Source organism: Sinorhizobium chiapasense (genome assembly GCF_045277575.1).
Lineage (GTDB): Bacteria > Pseudomonadota > Alphaproteobacteria > Rhizobiales > Rhizobiaceae > Ensifer > Ensifer chiapasense_A.
On sequence record NZ_CP144205.1, the window covers coordinates 2,274,732 to 2,295,065 of the forward strand.

General features: G+C 65.1%; 15 protein-coding genes. 10 read left to right on the top strand and 5 right to left on the bottom strand.

Going from position 1 to position 20,334, the window contains the following annotated elements; translation table 11 throughout:
• Nucleotides 1–6 precede the first annotated feature (6 nt).
• The 4 genes from ertC to QM996_RS11080 are packed head-to-tail and all read right to left on the bottom strand — an operon-like array spanning nt 7 to nt 5,330.
• Entirely contained in the window at nt 7–1,101 is a 1,095-nt protein-coding gene (gene ertC / locus QM996_RS11065; RefSeq protein WP_500267517.1) for an S-methyl thiohydantoin desulfurase family protein, read from the bottom strand.
• Between the two features lies 1 nt (nt 1,102).
• Nucleotides 1,103–2,386, bottom strand: a complete 1,284-nt coding sequence (locus QM996_RS11070; protein ID WP_500267518.1) for a Zn-dependent hydrolase — start codon at nt 2,384–2,386, stop codon at nt 1,103–1,105.
• Between the two features lie 8 nt (nt 2,387–2,394).
• Nucleotides 2,395–3,762 (bottom strand): dihydroorotase, encoded by a 1,368-nt coding sequence (gene ertD / locus QM996_RS11075; protein ID WP_500267519.1) that lies wholly within the window; start codon nt 3,760–3,762, stop codon nt 2,395–2,397.
• Between the two features lie 29 nt (nt 3,763–3,791).
• Nucleotides 3,792–5,330, bottom strand: coding sequence for an aromatic amino acid ammonia-lyase (locus tag QM996_RS11080; protein WP_500267520.1), 1,539 nt, complete (start codon nt 5,328–5,330; stop codon nt 3,792–3,794).
• 281 nt (nt 5,331–5,611) lie between these two features.
• Here QM996_RS11080 and QM996_RS11085 point away from each other — a divergent pair, with 281 nt between their 5' ends.
• A complete protein-coding gene (locus tag QM996_RS11085) occupies nt 5,612–6,844 on the top strand; it encodes a LysR family transcriptional regulator (RefSeq protein WP_500267521.1) in 1,233 nt (410 codons plus the stop codon).
• 48 nt (nt 6,845–6,892) lie between these two features.
• On the opposite strand, the gene QM996_RS11090 is transcribed toward QM996_RS11085, so the two are convergent.
• Nucleotides 6,893–7,864, bottom strand: a complete 972-nt coding sequence (locus QM996_RS11090; protein ID WP_500267522.1) for a GlxA family transcriptional regulator — start codon at nt 7,862–7,864, stop codon at nt 6,893–6,895.
• Nucleotides 7,865–7,972: 108 nt separating this feature from the next.
• Between QM996_RS11090 and bcoG the strand changes: the two genes are divergently transcribed.
• The 9 genes from bcoG to QM996_RS11135 all read left to right on the top strand — a co-directional run bounded on the left by bcoG (nt 7,973) and on the right by QM996_RS11135 (nt 20,295).
• Nucleotides 7,973–8,875, top strand: coding sequence for a beta-keto acid cleavage family enzyme (gene bcoG, locus QM996_RS11095; protein ID WP_500267523.1), 903 nt, complete (start codon nt 7,973–7,975; stop codon nt 8,873–8,875).
• Between the two features lie 14 nt (nt 8,876–8,889).
• Nucleotides 8,890–10,383, top strand: a complete 1,494-nt coding sequence (locus tag QM996_RS11100; RefSeq protein ID WP_500267524.1) for a carnitine 3-dehydrogenase — start codon at nt 8,890–8,892, stop codon at nt 10,381–10,383.
• Between the two features lie 140 nt (nt 10,384–10,523).
• Nucleotides 10,524–11,684: an acyl-CoA dehydrogenase family protein gene (locus QM996_RS11105; protein ID WP_500267525.1), complete on the top strand. Its 1,161-nt coding sequence runs from the start codon at nt 10,524–10,526 to the stop codon at nt 11,682–11,684.
• A gap of 240 nt (nt 11,685–11,924) precedes the next feature.
• On the top strand, nt 11,925–13,982 hold the full coding sequence (locus QM996_RS11110; protein ID WP_500267526.1) for an acetate--CoA ligase family protein: 2,058 nt from the start codon (nt 11,925–11,927) through the stop codon (nt 13,980–13,982).
• A 3-nt stretch (nt 13,983–13,985) separates the two neighbouring features.
• Nucleotides 13,986–14,768: a carnitinyl-CoA dehydratase gene (locus QM996_RS11115; protein WP_500267527.1), complete on the top strand. Its 783-nt coding sequence runs from the start codon at nt 13,986–13,988 to the stop codon at nt 14,766–14,768.
• Between the two features lie 377 nt (nt 14,769–15,145).
• Nucleotides 15,146–16,735: an ABC transporter substrate-binding protein gene (locus QM996_RS11120; RefSeq protein WP_500267528.1), complete on the top strand. Its 1,590-nt coding sequence runs from the start codon at nt 15,146–15,148 to the stop codon at nt 16,733–16,735.
• The gene (locus tag QM996_RS11125) at nt 16,735–17,847 is read left to right on the top strand and encodes an ABC transporter permease (protein WP_500270292.1); all 1,113 of its coding nucleotides are present in this window, start codon (nt 16,735–16,737) and stop codon (nt 17,845–17,847) included. The genes QM996_RS11120 and QM996_RS11125 overlap by 1 nt, the downstream gene beginning before the upstream one ends.
• A complete protein-coding gene (locus tag QM996_RS11130; protein WP_500267529.1) occupies nt 17,844–18,671 on the top strand; it encodes an ABC transporter permease in 828 nt (275 codons plus the stop codon). The genes QM996_RS11125 and QM996_RS11130 overlap by 4 nt, the downstream gene beginning before the upstream one ends.
• The gene (locus tag QM996_RS11135; protein WP_500267530.1) at nt 18,664–20,295 is read left to right on the top strand and encodes an ABC transporter ATP-binding protein; all 1,632 of its coding nucleotides are present in this window, start codon (nt 18,664–18,666) and stop codon (nt 20,293–20,295) included. The genes QM996_RS11130 and QM996_RS11135 overlap by 8 nt, the downstream gene beginning before the upstream one ends.
• Nucleotides 20,296–20,334 lie beyond the last annotated feature (39 nt).

The window sequence follows — 20,334 nt, forward strand, 5'->3', positions numbered from 1 at the left end:
CTCCCATCAATTTCCGGAAAGCGCGTAACGGGCAAGCTCGATGCCCATCGCCTTTTCGACCGACGGATAGACCGTCGGGTCGAGCACGCTGGAAGAAAGCGGGATCACCGTCTTCGGCACATGCAGCACAAAGATCTTCATGCCGACCTGCAATTGCCCGACACTTAAGGGTTCGCCTTCCGGCGACAGCGTAGTGATGACGTCGGGGAAGGTTGCCAGCCGCCGGCCTTCCGCAGAGTCAACCGCCATATATTCGTTCATCACGTGCAATACCGTGGAGTCAGCGCCCTGCCCCAGCGTCACCGTGCCGATGTCGAAGGCTTCCTTGGTATAGACGACGGATTTGTCGGTGATCGTGCCTTCGGCGAGGATCGCGCCATTGGTGGCCTTGACGATCGCATCGATCACAGCGCTGCCGCCCTTGGCTTCGGCCGCGATGATCGCCTCGCCTAGAGCCAGCGCCAACGAGATGCCGCCAAGCGCCGCATTGGCCTTCACATAGGATGCGCGCACCGGATTGCGGCAGGAGGCAATGAAGCCGCCGGACATGTCGGACGCCGTGCGCAGGATCGGCGAGACCTTGGCGGTGGCGCCGCGCACGACAAGCTCGATGTAGCGGTTTTCCTCGCGGTTGCCGCCGACCGCCGTCTGGATCATCGGCTCGGGCGAACCGGCTAAACCGATCGAGCCCATGTCGCCCGTCGGATGCGCCCGGATGTCGCCGACGGCATCTACCACCTTGGTGCCGAGGATCGCCGAAGGCAGCCAGCCGTTCAGCGTCGAGGACTTGCCGTTCTGGCCGATGATCAGGCCCGAAAGCTTCTCGCCGAGCGCCTCCTGCAGCAGTTGCACAGCCTTGACGTAGTCGACGCCACGCATCTCCCAGGGCGTGGTCGAGGCCGGCGCGCCGATCGCCGCTGCCGTCGCCACCCAGTCGTTGGCGTCGAGCTCGTCGATCGAGACGAGTTCAGGCTTGCCGATCGAGACCGCGGCATAGCCGAGCATGCGGCCATGGTCGGCCCAGCCACCGCCGCCCGCCGCATAGACGGAACCGCCCTTGACCGCCGCCTCGACGTCCTTCTCCTTCAGTATCCGGCCCATCTCACACCTTCTCCTGCAGTTTCCTGTCGAGCCTCTTCACCGCATCGAAGAGAACGGCGGCGCCGAGCGCGATATCGTCGTTTTCGGCCCATTCCTCCGGCGCATGCGAGCGCCCGCCGAGGCACGGAATGAAGATCATCGCCGAGCGGGTGATGCGCCCCATCCAGGCGGTGTCGTGGCCGGCGCCGGACGCCATGCGCCGGTGTTTGGCACCGATCGCATCGCAGCTTTCTTCGAGCGTTGAAAGCAACAGCGCATCGCCCGGCGTCGGGTGGTTGTCGGAAATCACATTGGCAGGCGCGATCGTAACGCCCGATGCCTCGGCAACGCCCTGGCAAAGCGGCCCGAGTGCGGTCAGGAACCGCTCCATCTGCGGGCGCAGCTCGGCGCGCGCATCGATCAGCAGCCGCACGCGGGACGGCACCACATTGGCGGCATTCGGCTCGATCGAGAACTCGCCGACCGTCGCGGTGAAATGCCCCTCGCCCCCGGAAAATTCCGTCGCCAGCCTCTCGATCTCCAGCACCAGCCGGGAGGCCGCGACCAGCGCATCGCGGCGATGCCCCATCGGCGTCGTGCCGGCATGGTCCGCCTGTCCCTCGACGATGATCTCGATGCGGGTGATGCCGGAGATGGCGGTGACGATGCCGACATCGAGCCGCCCGGTTTCGAGCACCGGGCCCTGCTCGATGTGCAGTTCCAGAAACGCCTTGATGTCCGAGCGCTTCGAGCCCGAAAGCCGTGACGGATCGCCTCCCACTTCGACGATGCCCTGCCGCAGGCTCAAGTCTCCCTGCGTGCGGCTCAGCCAGCCATCCGGCAGCACGCCGGCCATGCCGCGGCTGCCGACGCAGGAGACGCCGAAGACCGACACCTCCTCGGCCAGGAAATCGACGATCTCCAGATCATGATCGAGCTCGATGCCTTTGTCCACGAGCGCCCGCGCCACTTCGAGCGCCGCGGCCACGCCGGCGATGCCATCGAAACGGCCGCCATCCGGCACCGTATCGGAATGGGAGCCGACGAGGATGGTGCCGAGCGCCGATTTGCGCCCCTTGCGCCGGCCGATCAGATTGCCGGCGGCGTCGATCCGGGTTTCGAGCCCGGCGGCGCGATAACGTCTATCGAGAAAGGCACGACCTTCGAGGAACAGCGGCGTGAAGGCGCGGCGCGTATAGGGCCGGTCCGGCTCGGTGATCCCTGCGAGGCCGTTGACGATGCCGGCGATCCGGCCGGCATTGACAGGCAGATTGGCGGCGACCTTGTCGTTGGCAGTCTTGCTCATCACGCCTCCTACAGGGTCAAGGTCGTAAGCGGCCGGACGAACTGGCCGGTGCCCGGCTCGGCCAGCACCGCGCGCCCATCAAAGGCAAGCTGCCCCCGGAGATAGGTCGCGGCCACCCGCCAGGGCAGGCTCATGCCGTTATAGGGCGACCAGCCGACAACGTTATGACCGCTTGCGGCGGCGTCATAGATATAGGGCTCCGGCGTCATGACGATGATATCGGCGTCCTTGCCGGCCTCCAGCGCCCCCTTCTGGTGGTCGATACGGAATTGCCGCGCCGGGTTGAGCGCCATCAGTTCGGCCGCCCGCGTCAGCGGAATGCCGCGCTCCAGCGCCCCCATGACGAAGAGCGGCACCATGACCTCCAACCCTGGCACACCCGACGCATTCGCCAGCATGTCCGGATTGGTCTTGCGGTCTTCCGACCAGCTCACATGATCGGTCGAAACCATCGTCACATTGCCGTTAGCCACATGCCGCCAGAGCTTCTCCACCTCGGCGCGCGACCGGATCGGCGGGTTGATCTTCGCCTTGCCGCCGAGACGGCGCACGTCGTTCTCCTCGTCGAGCGTCAGGTAGTGGATGCAGCACTCGATCGTCGCTTTATGGCCCTGGGCGCGATAGGCGGCGGCGATCTCGTAGCCGCGGCCGAGCGAGCAATGCACGACATGCGCCGGGCACCCCGTGGCGGCTCCCGTCTCGTAGATCTGGCTGGTGGCGAGCAGCTCCGTCAGCGGCGGGCGCGACAGCCCATGGGCGCGGTAGTCGGTAATCCCTGCCGCCTTCACCTTGTCGATCGCGGCCCGCACCGCTTCGTCGTCCTCATTGTGCACGCCAGCGGCAAGCCCGGTCGGCGCGATCGCGCGGAAACAGTCTTCGAGCAGGGCGGCCGGGATACGGGGAAAGCGCTTCGGATCGGTGCCGAAAGTGGAGAACTTGAAGGCGGCAACGCCGGCTTCCACCATCGCGCCGATCCGCGCCGGCCCCTCCTCCGGATCGACGGTGCCATAAAGGGCGAAGTCGACGCGCGCCTGCGGGCCTGCATGGTCGATCTTGCGGCGCACGGCCTCGGCCGAGCAGACGAGATTGCCCTCGTCATAGGGCATGTCGACGATCGTGGTGACGCCGCCGGCGGCCGCCGAGCGCGTCGACCAGACGAAATCCTCCTGGTTCTTCTGCGACAGCGAATGCACCTGCGCGTCGACGGCGCCGGGCAGGATCAAAGCATTGCCGAGATCATGACGCTCGCGCGCCGCCGGTGCTGCGCCCTGCCCGACATGTACGACCTTGCCGTCGCGAACCGCCACGTGGCCGCCTTCAACGATCCTGTGCGGAAGAACAACGGTGCCTTTCAAAACAAGATCGAAATCGGACATGGTGCTCTCCCAATTGGATCAGTGTTCGATCACTTGCCGAGCGCGAAGAAGTCGTCGAACTCCGGCATCGGCGCGGTGGCGACAAAGGAGCGCAAGAGATCGTGACAGGTGAAGGCTTCCTGCAGCGCCTCGATCTCCTTCGAAAGCGGCCGGTCCTTGAGATAGATCGCGCTGACCGACCGGGTCTGGTCATAGGCGCGCTTGACGATCCCTTGGGGCTGGTCGCCGACGAGGTCGATCGCCTGTGCCGACAGCATCGCCTCGATGGCGGCAAGCTGGCGCAGATCCCGCACCTGCGTTTCCATGCGCTCGACGATCAGTGGCAGGAAAGTCGCTTCCTCTTCGAGCCCGCCGGCCACCACGATCGACTGGGCCGAGAGCGGCAAGGCGAGCGACTGCACGCGCATGTAGAGCTCGACCGCCAGCTTCATCAGCGGGCCGAGCCCGGTCGCCACTTCACCGGGCGCCACCAGGTTGACCGAGAGATTGCGACGGCCGCCATTCGACAGCAGGATGCAGCGGTTCAGCACGTTGCGCGCCACATGGGAAAAGGCAACCTGCGCCGCTTCGATATAGAGCGTCGTCGTCAGAGGCAGCGATGCGCCGGAAGAATGCACCTGCCCACCGAGCACGACGGGATTGTCATCAGAAAGATAGGTCTGCTCCACCAGCCGGCCGGCGGCAACCAGCAGCGTGTCGACGACCGCGCCGAAGACCTGGGCCGTCATGCGCAGGCTCAAGGGGTCGTGGATCGCCGTCGGCACCGGCCAGTCGGAGATGCCGGATTGGCCATAGAGCCAGGAGCCAACCAAGGCCTCGCCGCGGGTCGAAAGCGTCGCCGCCACCCGCCACGGATCGGCGGATGCGCCGAGCGCCAGCGACGACATCACGCCGGTGACGAGCAGCACCCGGATCGCCGCCGCGGCTTCGCGCAGAACGTCGGCGGCCGCGGCAAAGGAGATGGCGTTGACGCTGAGTGCTGCCAGCGCGTCGCGCGGCTGCATGACAAACGGTTCCAGGCCGGCCTCGGCAAGCGCCGTCTCCGCCGAGACGAGACGCCCCTGATAATAGGCCTCGCCGACGCCGGTCAGCACCGAGGCGATCTGCCCCATCAGGCCGATGTCAGCACAACCCATCGAGCCATGGCGGCGCACGGCCGGAATGATGTCGTGCTCGGAGAGCGCCAGAAAAGCCCGGAGCAGCTCCGGGCTGCAGCCGGTATGGCCGCGCATCGCGGTATTGACGCGGATGGCGATCGCCATGCGCACGATCGCGGGCGCAAAAAACTCGCCGGTGCCGAAGTGGTGCGCGCGCACCAGCGAATTATTGAACTCGTCGAGATCGCCAGCGGTCCATAGCCGGTCCTTCATCGAGCCGACGCCCGTATTGGAGCCATAGACCGGGAGCCCCAGCGCGATCCGCTCGGCGATCACCTTGTGGGCTGCTGCCACGCGCTCCATGCCGCCGTCGTCCGCCACCGGCCGCACCCTTCCCGCCCCGATATCCTCGAGCGTCGCGAAGTCCAGCGGTTTCCCACAGAGAACGATGTTTTTGACCTGATGCAGCATGCCGACACGAACCTTTCCGCGCGGCGCGCCTCGACATCGAGGCTATGTGCGCGGATGCCTGGATTTTCACGCAACCGCCGCTCGCAAGCGTCCGGCTGCTTCATGCATGCTATGCGCTTATCGCCCACTCGTGCTATATCCCAATTCTCGAACGGCTGATGCCGAATTATGAACATGACATCGGCGCATGCGGCTGCACGTGATCGATTCTAAAATTAGAGCGGGATGCGGGCGGAAAACCGCGCACAGATTTCCTTATTCCGCTCCAGAAGGACCGCCGAATGGACCTGGCAACGATCGTAATCGTCGATGCGGTGCTTAGCGAAGGCGGCATCCGCGCTGCCGCCGCCCGCTGCGGGCGGGCGCCGTCGAGTGTCAGCTCCGCCGTCAAACGGTTCGAGCAGGCCGTTTCGATGCCGCTCTTCCGGCGGGAGGAAACTGTTATCGTGCTGACGCTGGAGGCCCGCGCCCGCGCGCCCGCTGTCCGTGAGGCGATGGCGAAGATCGCCGTGATCCTCGATGCGGCGGGAAAAGAGCCCGCCGACCCGGTGCCGCCGATCGGCCTCGTCGCACTCGACCGCTTCGTCCGGATCGCCCGCTCCGGCAGCATCCGCGCCACGGCAAAGGTGCTCGGCCTCGGCCAACCGCAATTGACCCGGCAGATCGCCGATCTCGAACGCCACCTCGGCTGCCGCCTGTTCGAGCGCTCCCACAGCGGCATCCTCTGCACCGCAACCGCCGAGCGCATCATTCCGCTCGTCGAGGCGCTGCTCGATATATGGGCGCGGCTTACGCACGCCTCCGCCGATCGCTTCCGCCGTGATGTCGCCACCTGGCGGCTCGGCGCCGTCATGCCGCTCGGTCCCGAAAGCGAGATCGCCCGCATGCTTGCGAGCCTGACCGCCAACTGGCACCGCACGCGCCCACGTCAGCCGCTGTTCATTTCCAGCACCACGGCCGACGACCTCCTTGCCGGCCTCCGCAGCCGGCGCTTCGATGCCGCCCTGCTCGATGTCGCCGAGATTCCCGCCGATTGCGACGGACGGCTGGTGTCGCAAACCCCCTTGGTGCTGGCGGGCCCCGCGGCAGCGCTGTCCGATCTCGGCGGCGACCTGCCGCGACTGCTCGCCACCTGCCCGATCGCCGTGCCCAGCGTCAGGAGCGGCCTGCGCCGCGAAGCCGCCCGTTTCCTCGACGACACGCTCAGCGAGACCGAACGGCGGCGCATCACCCTCGTCGAGGTCGACTCCATCCCGGTCATCATCAACCTCGTCGGCCAGCACGGCTATCTCTCGGTGCTGCCGGAATCCTCGCTTGCCCGCGTGCACCGCCCGCCCGCCATGATCCGGCTCGGCCCGGCCTACCGGCAGTCCCTGACACTCGTCTGGCCGCGAGGGACTTTTGCCGGCGAGATCGGCGAGTTGATGGTTTCGATGACGCGAGCGCCGGCACAGGCCTCGGAACGGCCGTCCTCGACGGAATCACTTTCCGACCTTTCCTCGCCAAACGCCTGAAACGAATCTACAAATCCGCCTTCTTGAATCACTTCATGAAGTGCGGCCTCAAGTCTTCAGCTTCAGCCGTCTGCGGGTTTCGCTCGGGCTTTCGCGATAATGCGCCCGGTAGCTGCGGGAGAAGGAGGAGGACGAATTGAAGCCGGAGATCGCCGCAATGTCGGCAAACTCCAGGCGCGTCTCGATCACCTTGCGCCGGGCGGCGTTGAGACGGAGCGCCAAGTAGTGCTCGTGCGGCGCCACCCCCATCGTGTCGCGAAAGAGATCCTGCAGGTGGCGCGTGCTGACACCGATCCGGCGGGCGAGCCGTGCCAGCGTCAGGGGCGCCTCCACCGTTTCCTCCATCAGCTTGACGGCAGCACCGACGCGCGGATCGAGGATGCGCATGTTGCCGATCGCCGGCATCTGCAGGAGGTCGCCGCGGGTGCGCTCCTGCTCGTAGATGAAGAGCCGCGAAACCTCGAGTGCCAGCGAATAACCGTGCGCCCGGCGAATGAGCTCCAGCATCAGGTCGAGCGTCGGCAGCGAGCCGCCTGTCGTGATGCGCTTGCCGTCGATGACGAAGCGCTCGCGCACCATCGTCACCTGCGGGTAAGCAGCGGTGAAATCCTCGAAATCCTCCCAGTGGGTGGTCGCCTTGAAATTGTCGAGCAGGCTGGTTTCGGCGAGCAGCCAGGAGCCCGATTCGATCCCTGCCATCAGCGCCCGGTGCCGGGCAGTCTGCGAAAGCAGCATCTTCAGCTGCGAGGTGGCGCTGCGCTGCCAGTTGTAGCTCGACAGGATGAAGAGCGGCGAGGTTTCGCGCTGCGGCCGGAAGATGCCCGCGACCGGAATGGGTATGCCGCTCTTCGTTTCGATCGGCGCGCCATCGGGGCTGTAGATCGTCCAGTCGTAGAGCGGACGCCCGGCGATGCGGTTGGCGGCACGCATCGGCTCGATCACGGAAGCGACAAGGATCAGATTGGTCTCCGGCAGCACCAGGATATCGACGTGCTGCACCTGCGAAACGTTCTGATCCATGCCCAAACTTCTCCACCCTGCCGCCGATAATGTATAAGATAGAGCCGATAATGAAAAGCAACCCGGTCTTTCTTGGCTCGTAATGGGGTCAATAAAAGGGAGACAGCAATGCCGCTCAGCATGAACCGCGAGGTATTCATCACCTGTGCCGTCACCGGCTCGGGAGACACCGTTTCAAAGTCCAGCCATGTTCCGATCACGCCGAAACAGATCGCCGAAGCGGCGGTCGAGGCGGCCAAGGCCGGCGCTGCCGTGGTCCACTGCCACGTCCGCGATCCGGAGACCGGAGCGCCTTCCCGCAGGCTCGATCTCTACAAGGAAGTGACCGATCGCATCCGCTCCGCCGATGTCGACATGGTGCTGAACCTGACCGCCGGCATGGGCGGCGACCTCGTCTTCGGCAATGTCGAGAGCCCCTTCCCGGTCAACGAAAAATTCACCGACATGGCCGGCGCCACCGAGCGCGTCGCCCATGTGGCTCAATGCCTGCCGGAAATCTGCACGCTCGACTGCGGCACCATGAACTTCTCGCTCGGCGATTACGTCATGACCAACACGCCGTCGATGCTGAGAGAAATGGCCCGCCAGATGACGGCGCTTGGCGTCCGCCCCGAGATCGAAGCCTTCGATACCGGCCACCTGTGGTTTGCCAAGCAGCTCGTCGAGGAAGGCCTGATCGAGGATCCGGTGCTGATCCAGCTCTGCATGGGTATTCCATGGGGCGCGCCGGACGACCTCAACACCTTCATGGCCATGGTCAACAACGTGCCTGATAACTGGACCTTCTCAGCCTTCTCCATCGGCCGCAACGCGCTCGCCTATCCGGCAGCGGCGATCCTTGCCGGCGGCAACGTCCGCGTCGGCCTCGAAGACAACCTCTATATCGGCAAGGGCCAGCTCGCGACCAACGGCCAGCTCGTCGAGAAAGCCGTGGGCGTCATCGAGGGCATGGGCGCCAAGATCATCGGCCCCGATGAAGTCCGCAAGAAACTGAAGCTGACGAAGCGCTGAGCGAGGACGGGACCATGAGCTTTATCACCAAAGCAGCCTGCGTCGGCGGTGGCGTTATCGGCGGCGCCTGGGTGGCGCGCTTCGCGCTCGCCGGCATCGATGTGAAGATCTTCGACCCGCATCCGGAAGCCGAGCGCATCATCGGCGAGGTCATGGCGAATGCCGAGCGCGCCTATGCGATGCTGACCATGGCGCCTTTGCCGCCGAAGGGCAAACTGACATTCTGCAAGAGCATCGAAGAAGCCGTTCAAGATGCTGACTGGATTCAGGAAAGCGTGCCGGAGCGGCTTGAGCTGAAGCGCGGCGTCATCACCAAGATCGATGCGGCCGCACGGGCCGATGCGCTGATCGGCTCCTCCACCTCGGGCCTGCTGCCCTCCGACCTGCAATCCGAGATGCACCATCCCGAGCGCATGTTCGTGGCGCATCCCTACAATCCCGTCTACCTGCTGCCGCTCGTCGAGCTCGTCGGCGGCAAGAAGACGACGAAGGCGACGATCGAGCGCGCCATGCAGGGCGTCGAGCAGATCGGCATGAAGGGCGTCGTCATCGCCAAGGAGATCGAGGCCTTCGTCGGCGACCGCCTGCTCGAAGCGCTCTGGCGCGAGGCGCTGTGGCTGATCCAGGACGACATCTGCGATACCGAAACGCTCGACAACGTCATGCGTTATTCCTTCGGCATGCGCTGGGCACAGATGGGCCTGTTCGAGACCTATCGCATCGCCGGCGGCGAAGCCGGCATGCGCCACTTCCTCGCCCAGTTCGGCCCCTGCCTCAAATGGCCCTGGACGAAGTTCACCGATGTCGTCGACCTCGACGACGCGCTGGTCGAAAAGATCGGCGCCCAGTCGGACGCACAGGCTGCCGGCCGCTCGATCCGCGAGCTCGAGCGCATCCGCGACGAGAACCTCGTCGGCATCATGCATGCGCTGAAAGCCGGCAATGGCGGCGAAGGCTGGGGCGCCGGCAAGCTGCTTGCCGATTTCGAGGCCAGGCTCTGGGCCAACGCCAAGAAGCCGGAAGCCGATCTCGGCGACGTCAAGCCGCTGCGCATCGTCGACACCAAGGTGAGTGCCGCCTGGGTCGACTATAACGGCCACATGACCGAGCATCGCTATCTCCAGGTCTTCGGCGACACGACCGACGGCCTCTTGCGCCTGATCGGCGTCGATCTCGATTATGTGCGCGACGGCCACAGCTACTACACCGTCGAGACCCATATCCGGAACCTCGGCGAGGCCAAGCTCGGCGACGCGCTCTATTCGACCTGCCAGGTGCTCTCCTCCGACGAGAAGCGCCTGCACATCTTCTCGACGATCTACAATGCGCAGACCAACGAAGCCGTCGCGACCGCCGAACAGATGGCGCTGCATGTCGACAGCAAGGCCGGCAAGTCGGTACCGGCGCCGCAACACGTGCTGAGCAAGCTCCGTGCGCTCACCGAAGCGCATGCGAAGCTGCCGGCCCCGGAAGGCGTCGGACGCTTCGTCGGCCAGAAGCGCGCCTGACCGCAACAGCGGCAGACCATCAACAGGCAGTTTCGCCGCCCCGACGGCGCAACCGCAAACCGCAGCCGAGGCCCGCTTGAGGAGGTGGGTCGAGGCTCCGGCACGGACGTCAGCGGCGCGAAAACGAGGGGAACAACACAATGAATTTCGCACTGACCGAAGAACAGCAGATGATCGTCGATACGGTCAGGAGCTTCGTCGAAACGGAAATCTATCCGCATGAGGACGAGGTCGAGCGCACCGGCGTGGTGCCGCGCGAGCTCGGCCAGGAAATCGCCCGCAAGTGCAAGGAGATCGGTTTCTTCGGCTGCAATTTTCCGGAAGAAGTCGGCGGCGCCGGCCTGGACCACACCTCCTTCACGCTGGTCGAGCGCGAGCTCGGGCGTGGCTCCATGGGCCTCACCGTCTTCTTCGGCCGCCCCTCGGGCATCCTGATGGGCTGCAATGCCGAGCAGCGCGAGAAGTATCTGATTCCAGCCGTCAAGGGCGAGAAGTTCGATGCGCTTGCCATGACCGAGCCGGATGCAGGCTCCGACGTACGTGGCATGAAATGCTTCGCCCGCAAGGACGGTGACGACTGGATCGTCAACGGCACCAAGCACTTCATCAGCCATGCCGACATCGCCGACTTCGTCATCGTCTTCATCGCCACGGGCGAAGAGGATACGCCGCGTGGGCCCAAGAAGAAGATCACCTGCTTCCTCGTCGATCGCGGTACGCCCGGTTTCGAGATCCGCAAGGGTTACAATTCCGTCTCGCACCGCGGCTACAACAACTGCATCCTGACCTTCGATGATTGCCGCCTGCCCTCCGCACAGATCCTCGGCGAGGTGCACAAGGGCTTCGACCTCGCCAACGACTGGCTCTACGCTACCCGCCTGACGGTGGCGGCGACCTCGGTCGGCCGGGCACGGCGCGCCTTCGACTATGCGCTGAACTACGCGGCCGAACGCAAGCAGTTCGGCAAGCCGATCGGCGCCAACCAGGGCGTTTCCTTCAAGCTCGCCGACATGATCACCGACATCGACGCCGCCGACCTCCTGACGTTATCTGCCGCCTGGCGGCTCGACAACGGCCTGCCATCAAACCGCGAGATCGCATCCGCCAAGGTCTTCGCCACCGAAATGCTCGCCCGTGTCACCGACGAGGCGATCCAGATCTTCGGCGGCATGGGCCTGATGGACGACCTGCCGCTCGCCCGCTTCTGGCGCGACGCCCGCGTCGAGCGCATCTGGGACGGCACCTCCGAAATCCAGCGCCACATCATCAGCCGCGACCTGCTGCGGCCGTTGGGGGCGTGACGGGATGGGAGCGTTTACGGAAGTTACCCCCCTCTGCCCTGCCGGGCATCTCCCCCACAAGGGGAGAGATCGGCAAGAGGCAACCCCGGTTCCATGTGAGCGCGCCACTCATCCCCCAACCTTCAATGATTGGCGCGGATCGCGCCTCACCCAATCTCCCCCCTTGTGGGGGAGATGCCCGGCAGGGCAGAGGGGGGTATCCGCCACGCCCTCGACGCGCGCTCCGGCGGGAGGCGCCGCATGACGCGCTCCCTCGACCGTCTGATCCGCCCGCGCTCCATCGCCGTCTTCGGCGGCAAGGAAGCCAGGCGCGTCATCGAACAATGTGACAAGATGGGTTTTTCCGGCGAGATCTGGCCGGTGCACCCGCGCGAGGCCGAGATCCTCGGCCGCAAGTGCTACCGCTCCGTGGCGGAACTGCCCGCAGCGCCGGATGCCTCCTTCGTCGGTGTCAACCGGCAACTGACGATCGACATCATCCGCGATCTCACCGCCCGCGGCGCCGGCGGCGCCGTCTGCTATGCCTCCGGCTTCCGCGAGGCGGCAAGCGAGCTCGACGACGGCAACGACCTGCAGGAGGCGCTGGTCGCCGCTGCCGGCGACATGCCGATCGTCGGGCCCAATTGCTACGGCTTCATCAACATGCTCGATGGCGCCCTGCTCTGGCCGGACCAGCATGGCATGCTGCGCGTCGAGAAGGGTGTCGCGATCCTGACGCAATCCTCCAACATCGCCTGCAACATCTCGATGCAGACGCGCGGCCTGCCGCTCGCCTATGTCATGACCGCGGGCAACCAGGCGCAGACCGGCCTTTCCGACATCGCCTGCGCCGTGCTGGAAGATCCGCGCGTCACCGCCGTCGGCTTGCATATCGAAGGCTTCGACAGCGTTGCAGCGCTCGAGCGGCTGGCGACCCGGGCGCGCGAACTCGGCAAGCCGGTGGTGACACTCAAGGTCGGCAAATCCGAAGCCGCCCAGCTTGCGACGGTGTCGCACACCGCCTCGCTTGCCGGCAACGACCGCGTCTCCTCCGCACTGCTTGCCCGCCTCGGCATCGGCCGCGTCGATACGCTGCCGGCACTTCTCGAAACGTTGAAGCTGCTTCATGTTGCAGGCCCCCTCGACAGCCGCGACATTTCCTCGATGAGCTGCTCCGGCGGCGAGGCCTCGCTGATGGCGGACGCCGGCGAGCGCTACCGGGTGAATTACCGGGCGCTGCGCGACGACCAGCGCAAGCCGCTCAAGGACGCGCTCGGCGAGATGGTGACGATCGCCAACCCGCTCGACTACCACACCTTCGTCTGGGGCAACCGCGAGAAGCAGGCGACCGCGTTTGCCGCCATGATGAAGGGCGGTTATGCGATCAACCTCATCGTGCTCGATTTCCCGCGGCTCGACCGCTGCGACGCCGCCGACTGGGAGACCACCTGCCAAGCGGTAATCGAGGCGGCAAGAACGACGGGTGCGCGCGCCGGCATCGTCGCCAGCCTCGGCGAGAACATGCCCGAGGCGACGGCGCTTTTCCTGATGAAGGCGGGCATCGTGCCCTTCTTCGGTATCGAGGAGGCGCTGGATGCGATCGAGACGGCCGCCGACATCGGCGCCGCCTGGAAGAAACCCGCTGCGCCCCGCCTGCTCGACGGCGGCGGTATCGCCGCCGGGGACGCGATCACGCTCAGTGAGCATGAGGCCAAGGTGGAGCTTGCCGCTTCGGGTCTGAGAGTACCCGAGGGCAGGACGGCCGCGACCGCCGAGGAGGCCGCAGCGGCGGCCGAAGCTCTTGGTTTCCCCGTCGTGCTCAAGGGCCTCGGCGTCGCCCACAAGACCGAAGCGGGCGCGGTGAAGCTCAACCTCGCAAGTCGCCAGGAGGTCCTTGCGGCGGCAACCGCCATGGCCGGTGTCGCCTCGGGCTACCTCGTCGAGAAGATGGTGGGCAAGCCCGTCGCCGAGCTCATCATCGGCGCCATGCGCGATCCCGTCGCCGGACCGGTTCTGACGATCGGCGCCGGCGGCATCCTCGTGGAACTGCTCGATGATTCCGCCATCCTGACGCTGCCGACGACGCCGGAAGCGATCCGCGAGGCGATCGACGGCCTGAAGATCCGCAGGCTCCTGGACGGCTATCGCGGCGGCCCGACCGCTGATTTCGCTGCTCTGATCGAAGCTGTCGCGGCGGCGGCATCCTATGTCGTTTCAAACGCCTCCAAGCTCGAAGAACTCGATATCAATCCATTGATGGTGTTGCCGAACGGCCAGGGAGCCGTTGCTGCCGACGCCCTGATCCGCCGGAGGAAATGACCCATGACCGGACCGATCCGCACACGCCGCGAAGGCGGCATTCTCGAAGTCACCATCGACCGGCCAAAGGCCAATGCCATCGACCTTGCGACCAGCCGGGTGATGGGCGAGATCTTTCGCGACTTCCGCGACGACGACACGTTGCGCGTCGCGATCATCACCGGGGCGGGCGAAAAATTCTTCTGCCCGGGATGGGACCTGAAGGCCGCCGCCGGCGGTGATGCGGTCGACGGTGATTATGGCGTCGGCGGTTTCGGCGGCATGCAGGAGCTGCGCGATCTCAACAAGCCGATCATTGCCGCCATCAACGGCATCTGCTGCGGCGGCGGCCTCGAGATCGCGCTGTCGACCGACATGATCCTTGCCGCCGAGCACGCGACCTTCGCGCTGCCCGAAATCCGCTCCGGCACCGTCGCCGATGCCGCCTCGATCAAGCTGCCGAAGCGCATCCCCTACCACATCGCCATGGACATGCTTTTGACCGGCCGTTGGCTCGATGCGGCCGAGGCCAACCGCTGGGGCTTCGTCAACGAGATCCTGCCATTGAGCAAGCTTATGGAACGCGCCTGGGAGCTCGCCCGCCTGCTCGAAAGCGGACCGCCGCTGGTTTACGCCGCGATCAAGGAAGTGGTTCGCAACGCCGAAGGCGAGGCTTTCCAGACGACCATGAACAAGATCACCAAACGGCAGCTGAAGACGGTCGACATCCTCTATTCGAGCGAAGACCAGCTGGAAGGTGTGCGCGCCTTCGCCGAGAAGCGCGACCCGGTCTGGAAGGGCCGCTGAAGGCGGATGAATCTGTGCGGTTTTCCGCCGCTTTGAACAGACGCCGCCAGGCATGGCGGCGCAGGCAACAGAGCCGGGCGACCGGCAGCATGACGTGGCAGGACGCGCGGACGAGACCGTGCGCAACGAAACACGCCTCCATAAGCCAAGCTTATGGAAATAAATTGTAATTTAGGGCGTTACAAGAAGAGTTCCAGAGATTACGCTTATCGATCTGAACGAAGGACGCCCCGGCTGACGGAAGGAGAACAAGCCACCAAAAGAACAAGAAACGGCCGCTTTGGGCCGATCCGAAGCCATCGATACAATGGCTGTACGCAGCAATCTCTAACCAACCACAACGAACGGCGAATGCCGACAGAGAAGGGAACAGGGGAATGAGCGATTACAAGGATTACCTCACACGACAGGTCATGCTCGGCAAGATGAACCGGCGCGAGTTTCTCGGCCGCGCGGCTGCGGCCGGCATTCTCGCCTCGACGGCCGGCACGCTGTTTGCGACTAGCGCGGCGGCGCAGGAGCCGAAGCGCGGCGGCCATCTGAAACTCGGTCTCGAAGGTGCGGCTGCGACCGACTCGAAGGACCCGGCCAAGGCGCTTTCGCAATTCATGTTCGTCGTCGGCCGCAACTGGGGCGACATGCTGGTCGAAAGCCATCCGACGACCGGCGCGCCGGTGCCGGCGCTTGCCGAATCCTGGGAGCCGTCGGCCGACGCCTCGACCTGGACCTTCGCCATCCGCAAGGGCGTGAAGTTCCATGACGGCAAGGAACTGACGCTCGACGACGTCATCAAGACGCTGCAGCGCCATACCGACGAAAAGTCGGAATCCGGCGCACTCGGCGTGATGAAGTCGATCAAGGAGATCAAGGCCGACGGCGACAAGCTGGTGCTGGTGCTGACGGAAGGCAATGCCGACCTGCCGCTGCTTCTTTCCGACTACCATCTCATCATCCAGCCGGGCGGCGGCGTCGACGCGCCCGACGCGATGATCGGCACCGGTCCCTACAAGGTGACGAGTTTCGAGCCCGGCGTTCGCGCCACCTTCGAGAAGAATGCCGACGACTGGCGCACCGACCGCGGCTATGTGGACTCGGTCGAACTGATCGCCATGAACGATGCGACCGCCCGCATCGCCGCCCTCTCCTCCGGCCAGGTGCATTACATCAACCGCGTCGATCCGAAGACCGTCAGCCTTCTGAAGAAGGCGCCGACAGTCGAGATCCTGAACACGTCCGGCCGCGGCCACTACGTGTTCATCATGCACTGCAACACCGCGCCCTTCGACAACAACGACCTGCGCATGGCGCTGAAATACGCGATGGACCGCGAAACCATGGTCCAGCGCATCCTCGGCGGCTACGGCAAGGTCGGCAACGACTTCCCGATCAACGACACCTATGCCCTCTTCCCGGAAGGCATCGAGCAGCGCGTCTACGATCCGGACAAGGCGGCCTTCCACTACAAGAAGTCCGGCCACAGCGGTCCGGTGCTCTTACGCACCTCCGACGTCGCCTTCCCCGGCGCGGTCGATGCAGCCGTGCTCTACCAGGAAAGCGCCAAGAAGGCGGGCATCGAGATCGAGGTCAAGCGCGAGCCGGGCGACGGCTACTGGACGAACGTCTGGAACGTGCAGCCCTTCTCCACTTCCTACTGGGGCGGCCGTCCGACGCAGGACCAGATGTACTCCACCGCCTATCTTTCGACGGCCGACTGGAACGACACCCGCTTCAAGCGTCCGGATTTCGACAAGATCCTGCTCGAGGCCCGCTCGGAACTCGACGAGGCCAAGCGCAAGGACATGTACCGCACCATGGCCATGATGGTGCGTGACGAAGGCGGCCTGATCCTGCCGATGTTCAACGACTTCGTGAACGCCGCCACCAAGCAGGTGAAGGGCTACGTGCACGATATCGGCAACGACATGTCGAACGGCTATGTCGCGACCCGAGTGTGGCTGGACGCATGATGATGGAAAGCGGACCGCTCACTGGTCCGGTTCCGACGGATGGGACCGCGGATGCATCGCATCCGCGGTCTGCCGAACTTACCGGAGTACCAGCAAAACCCAACCCTGCCGCCGATGGTGAAATCGCCGGCACCTTCTGGCGGCGCTTCACCTTCCGTCGCCCTCTCGCGGCGCTGATCCTGCAGCGCCTCGGCTTGAGCGTCGGCCTGCTCTTCGCCGTATCGCTGATGATCTTCGGCGGCATCGAGGCGCTTCCCGGCGACTTCGCCACCACCTATCTCGGCCAGTCGGCAACGCCGCAGGCGGTCGAAAACATCCGCAAGGACCTCGGCCTCGACAAGCCCTGGACCGAGCGCTACGTCTCCTGGCTCGGCGGCGCCGTGCGAGGTGATTTCGGCACGTCCTGGGCGAGCAAGAACTCGGTCGGCGAACAGATCGGCAAGCGCCTCGGCAACTCGCTGTTCCTCGCCTTCTTCGCAGCGCTCATATCCGTGCCGCTCGCCGTCGGCCTCGGCATGCTGGCGGTGCAGTTCCGCAACCGGCTGCCCGACAAGATCATCAACGTCATCTCGCTCGCGGCCATCTCGCTGCCGGAGTTCTTCGTCGGCTATCTGCTGATCATGTTCTTCGCCGTCAAATACGGCATCGCGACCTTCCCCGCGACCGTCTACGACAGCATGAGCTTCGCCGAACGTCTTTCGGCGATCGCGCTTCCCGTCGCGACCCTCGTTCTCGTCGTGCTCGCCCACATGATGCGCATGACCCGGGCGGCGATTCTCAACGTCATGTCGTCGGCCTATGTTGAGACGGCGGAGTTGAAGGGTCTCAGCATGTTCCGCATCATCGCGCGGCACGCAGCCCCCAATGCGGTGGCGCCCGTCATCAACGTCATCGCGCTCAACCTCGCCTATCTCGTCGTCGGCGTGGTCGTGGTCGAAGTCGTCTTCGTCTATCCTGGCATGGGGCAATACATGGTGGATGCGGTGACCGTGCGCGACATGCCGGTCGTCCAGGCCTGCGGCCTGATCTTCGCGGCCTTCTACATCTTCCTCAACATGGCGGCCGACATTCTGGCGATCATTGCCAATCCGAGACTGAGGCACCCGCGATGAACCTGAGATCCATCCCCTTGAGCGCCTGGGTCGGCATCGCCGGCATCGCGATTGCGATCTTCTGTGCCGTCTTCGCACCGGTCATCGCCCCCTTCGGCGAGCGCGACGTGGTCGGCGACATCTGGCTTCCCGCCGGCGGTGATTTCCTGCTCGGCACCGACAATCTCGGCCGCGACCTGCTCTCGCGTCTGATCTACGGCGCCCGCACCACCATCTTCGTGGCGCTGGCGGCAACCGTGCTCTCCTTCTCGCTGGGCATGCTTTTGAGCTTCACGGCCGCCGTCGTCGGCGGCTTCACCGATCAGCTCTTCTCCCGCTTCAACGACCTGATGATGGCGATCCCGACGCTGATTTTCGCCCTCGTCGTTCTCGCCGTGTTGCCGCAGCATCTGTGGATCCTGATCCTCGTCATGGCGGTGCTCGATTCCACCCGCGTCTTCCGCATCGGCCGCGCCGTTGCGCTCGATGTCGCGGTCATGGAGTTCGTCGAGGCCGCAAGGCTGCGCGGCGAAGGCTCGCTCTGGATCATCTTCCGCGAGATCCTGCCGAACACGCTGTCGCCGCTCTTGGCCGAGTTCGGCCTGCGCTTCGCCTTCTCGATCCTGTTCCTTTCCACCCTCTCCTTCCTCGGCCTCGGCATCCAGCCGCCGGCCGCCGACTGGGGCGGCATGGTCAAGGACAACAAGGACGGCATCATCTTCGGCATCTCGGCGGCGCTGATCCCGGGGGCGGCGATCGCCACGCTCGCAATCTGCGTCAACCTCGTGGTCGACTGGCTGATGAAGAGAACCTCCAGCCTCAAGGGAGGACGCGGCGATGCCTGAGTTGCTCTCCGTCAAGAACCTCAAGATCGAAGCGACCAGCTACCCGCCGGGCGAACCGCCCAAGGTCGTCACCCTCGTCGAGGGCGTGTCCTTCGATGTCGAGAAGGGCAAGGTGCTCGGTCTCATCGGCGAATCCGGCGCCGGCAAGTCGACGATCGGCCTTTCGGCGCTCGCCTATGGCCGCGGCGGCGTGCGCATCACCGGCGGCCAGGTCCTGCTCGACGGCAAGGACATCCTGACGCTCGAAAAGAACGGCATCCGCTCGATCCGCGGCGCCCGCGTCTGCTACGTCGCGCAGTCGGCCGCGGCCGCCTTCAACCCGGCCCACCGGCTCGGCGACCAGGTGATCGAGGCATCGCTCCGCCACGGCATCATGAGCCGCGAGGAGGCAAAGAAGCGGGCGCTCTATCTCTTCCGGGTGCTGGGTCTGCCCAATCCGGAAACCTTCGGCGACCGCTATCCGCATCAGGTCTCCGGCGGCCAGCTCCAGCGCGCCATGACCGCCATGGCGCTCTGCCCCAATCCGGAGCTGATCGTCTTCGACGAGCCGACGACCGCGCTCGACGTCACGACCCAGATCGACGTGCTGGCCGCGATCAAGCACGCGATCGAGGAGACCCATACGGCGGCGCTCTATATCACCCACGATCTCGCGGTGGTCGCCCAGATCTCCGACGACATCATGGTGCTGCGCCACGGCAAGACGGTGGAATATGGCAGCACCAAGCAGGTGATCGAGGCGCCGCGGGAAGACTATACCCGTGCGCTCGTCAGCGTGCGGCAGACCAAGCGCGACGAGGCAAACGACCAGACCGGGGCCCAGTTGAAGATCGAGCATATCAGCGCCGGCTATGCCAATGGCTTCAAGGTGCTGCACGATGTCTCGATGCACCTGCCGAAGGGGCAGACGCTGGCGATCGTCGGCGAAAGCGGCTCGGGCAAATCCACCCTTGCCCGCGTCATCACCGGCCTCTTGCCGCCGACCGAGGGGCGCATCTCCTTCGAGGGCAAGGAACTGCCGCGGGCCTTGAAGAGCCGCAGCAATGACGAGCTCCGGCGCATCCAGATGATCTACCAGATGGCCGACACGGCGATGAACCCGCGCCAGACGGTGCGCGACATCGTCGGCCGTCCGCTCTCCTTCTACTTCAGCATGCACGGCCAGAAGAAGACGGAGCGGGTCAAGGAGCTGCTGGACCAGATCGAGATGGGCAGCCGCTTCCTCGATCGCTATCCGGCCGAACTTTCCGGCGGGCAGAAGCAGCGCGTGGCGATCGCACGCGCCTTGGCCGCCAAGCCGGAGCTCATCCTCTGCGACGAACCGACCTCGGCGCTCGACCCGCTGGTCGCCGAAGGCATCCTGAATCTGCTTTTGAAGCTTCAGGAGGAAACCGCTGTTTCCTATGTCTTTATCACCCACGACATCGCCATCGTCCGGGCGATCGCCGACAGCGTCGCGGTCATGCACCGCGGCCGCCTCGTGCGCTTCGGGCCGAAGTCGAAAGTGCTATCGCCACCCTTCGACGACTATACCGACCTGCTTCTGAAGTCGGTTCCGGAAATGGAGATCGGCTGGCTGGAGCGTGTCCTGAAGACGCGAAAGATGGAAAGCGCCGGAAACTGACGCGGCGGCGGAAAATGCGCGTTGCCTGTCGTGGAGCGC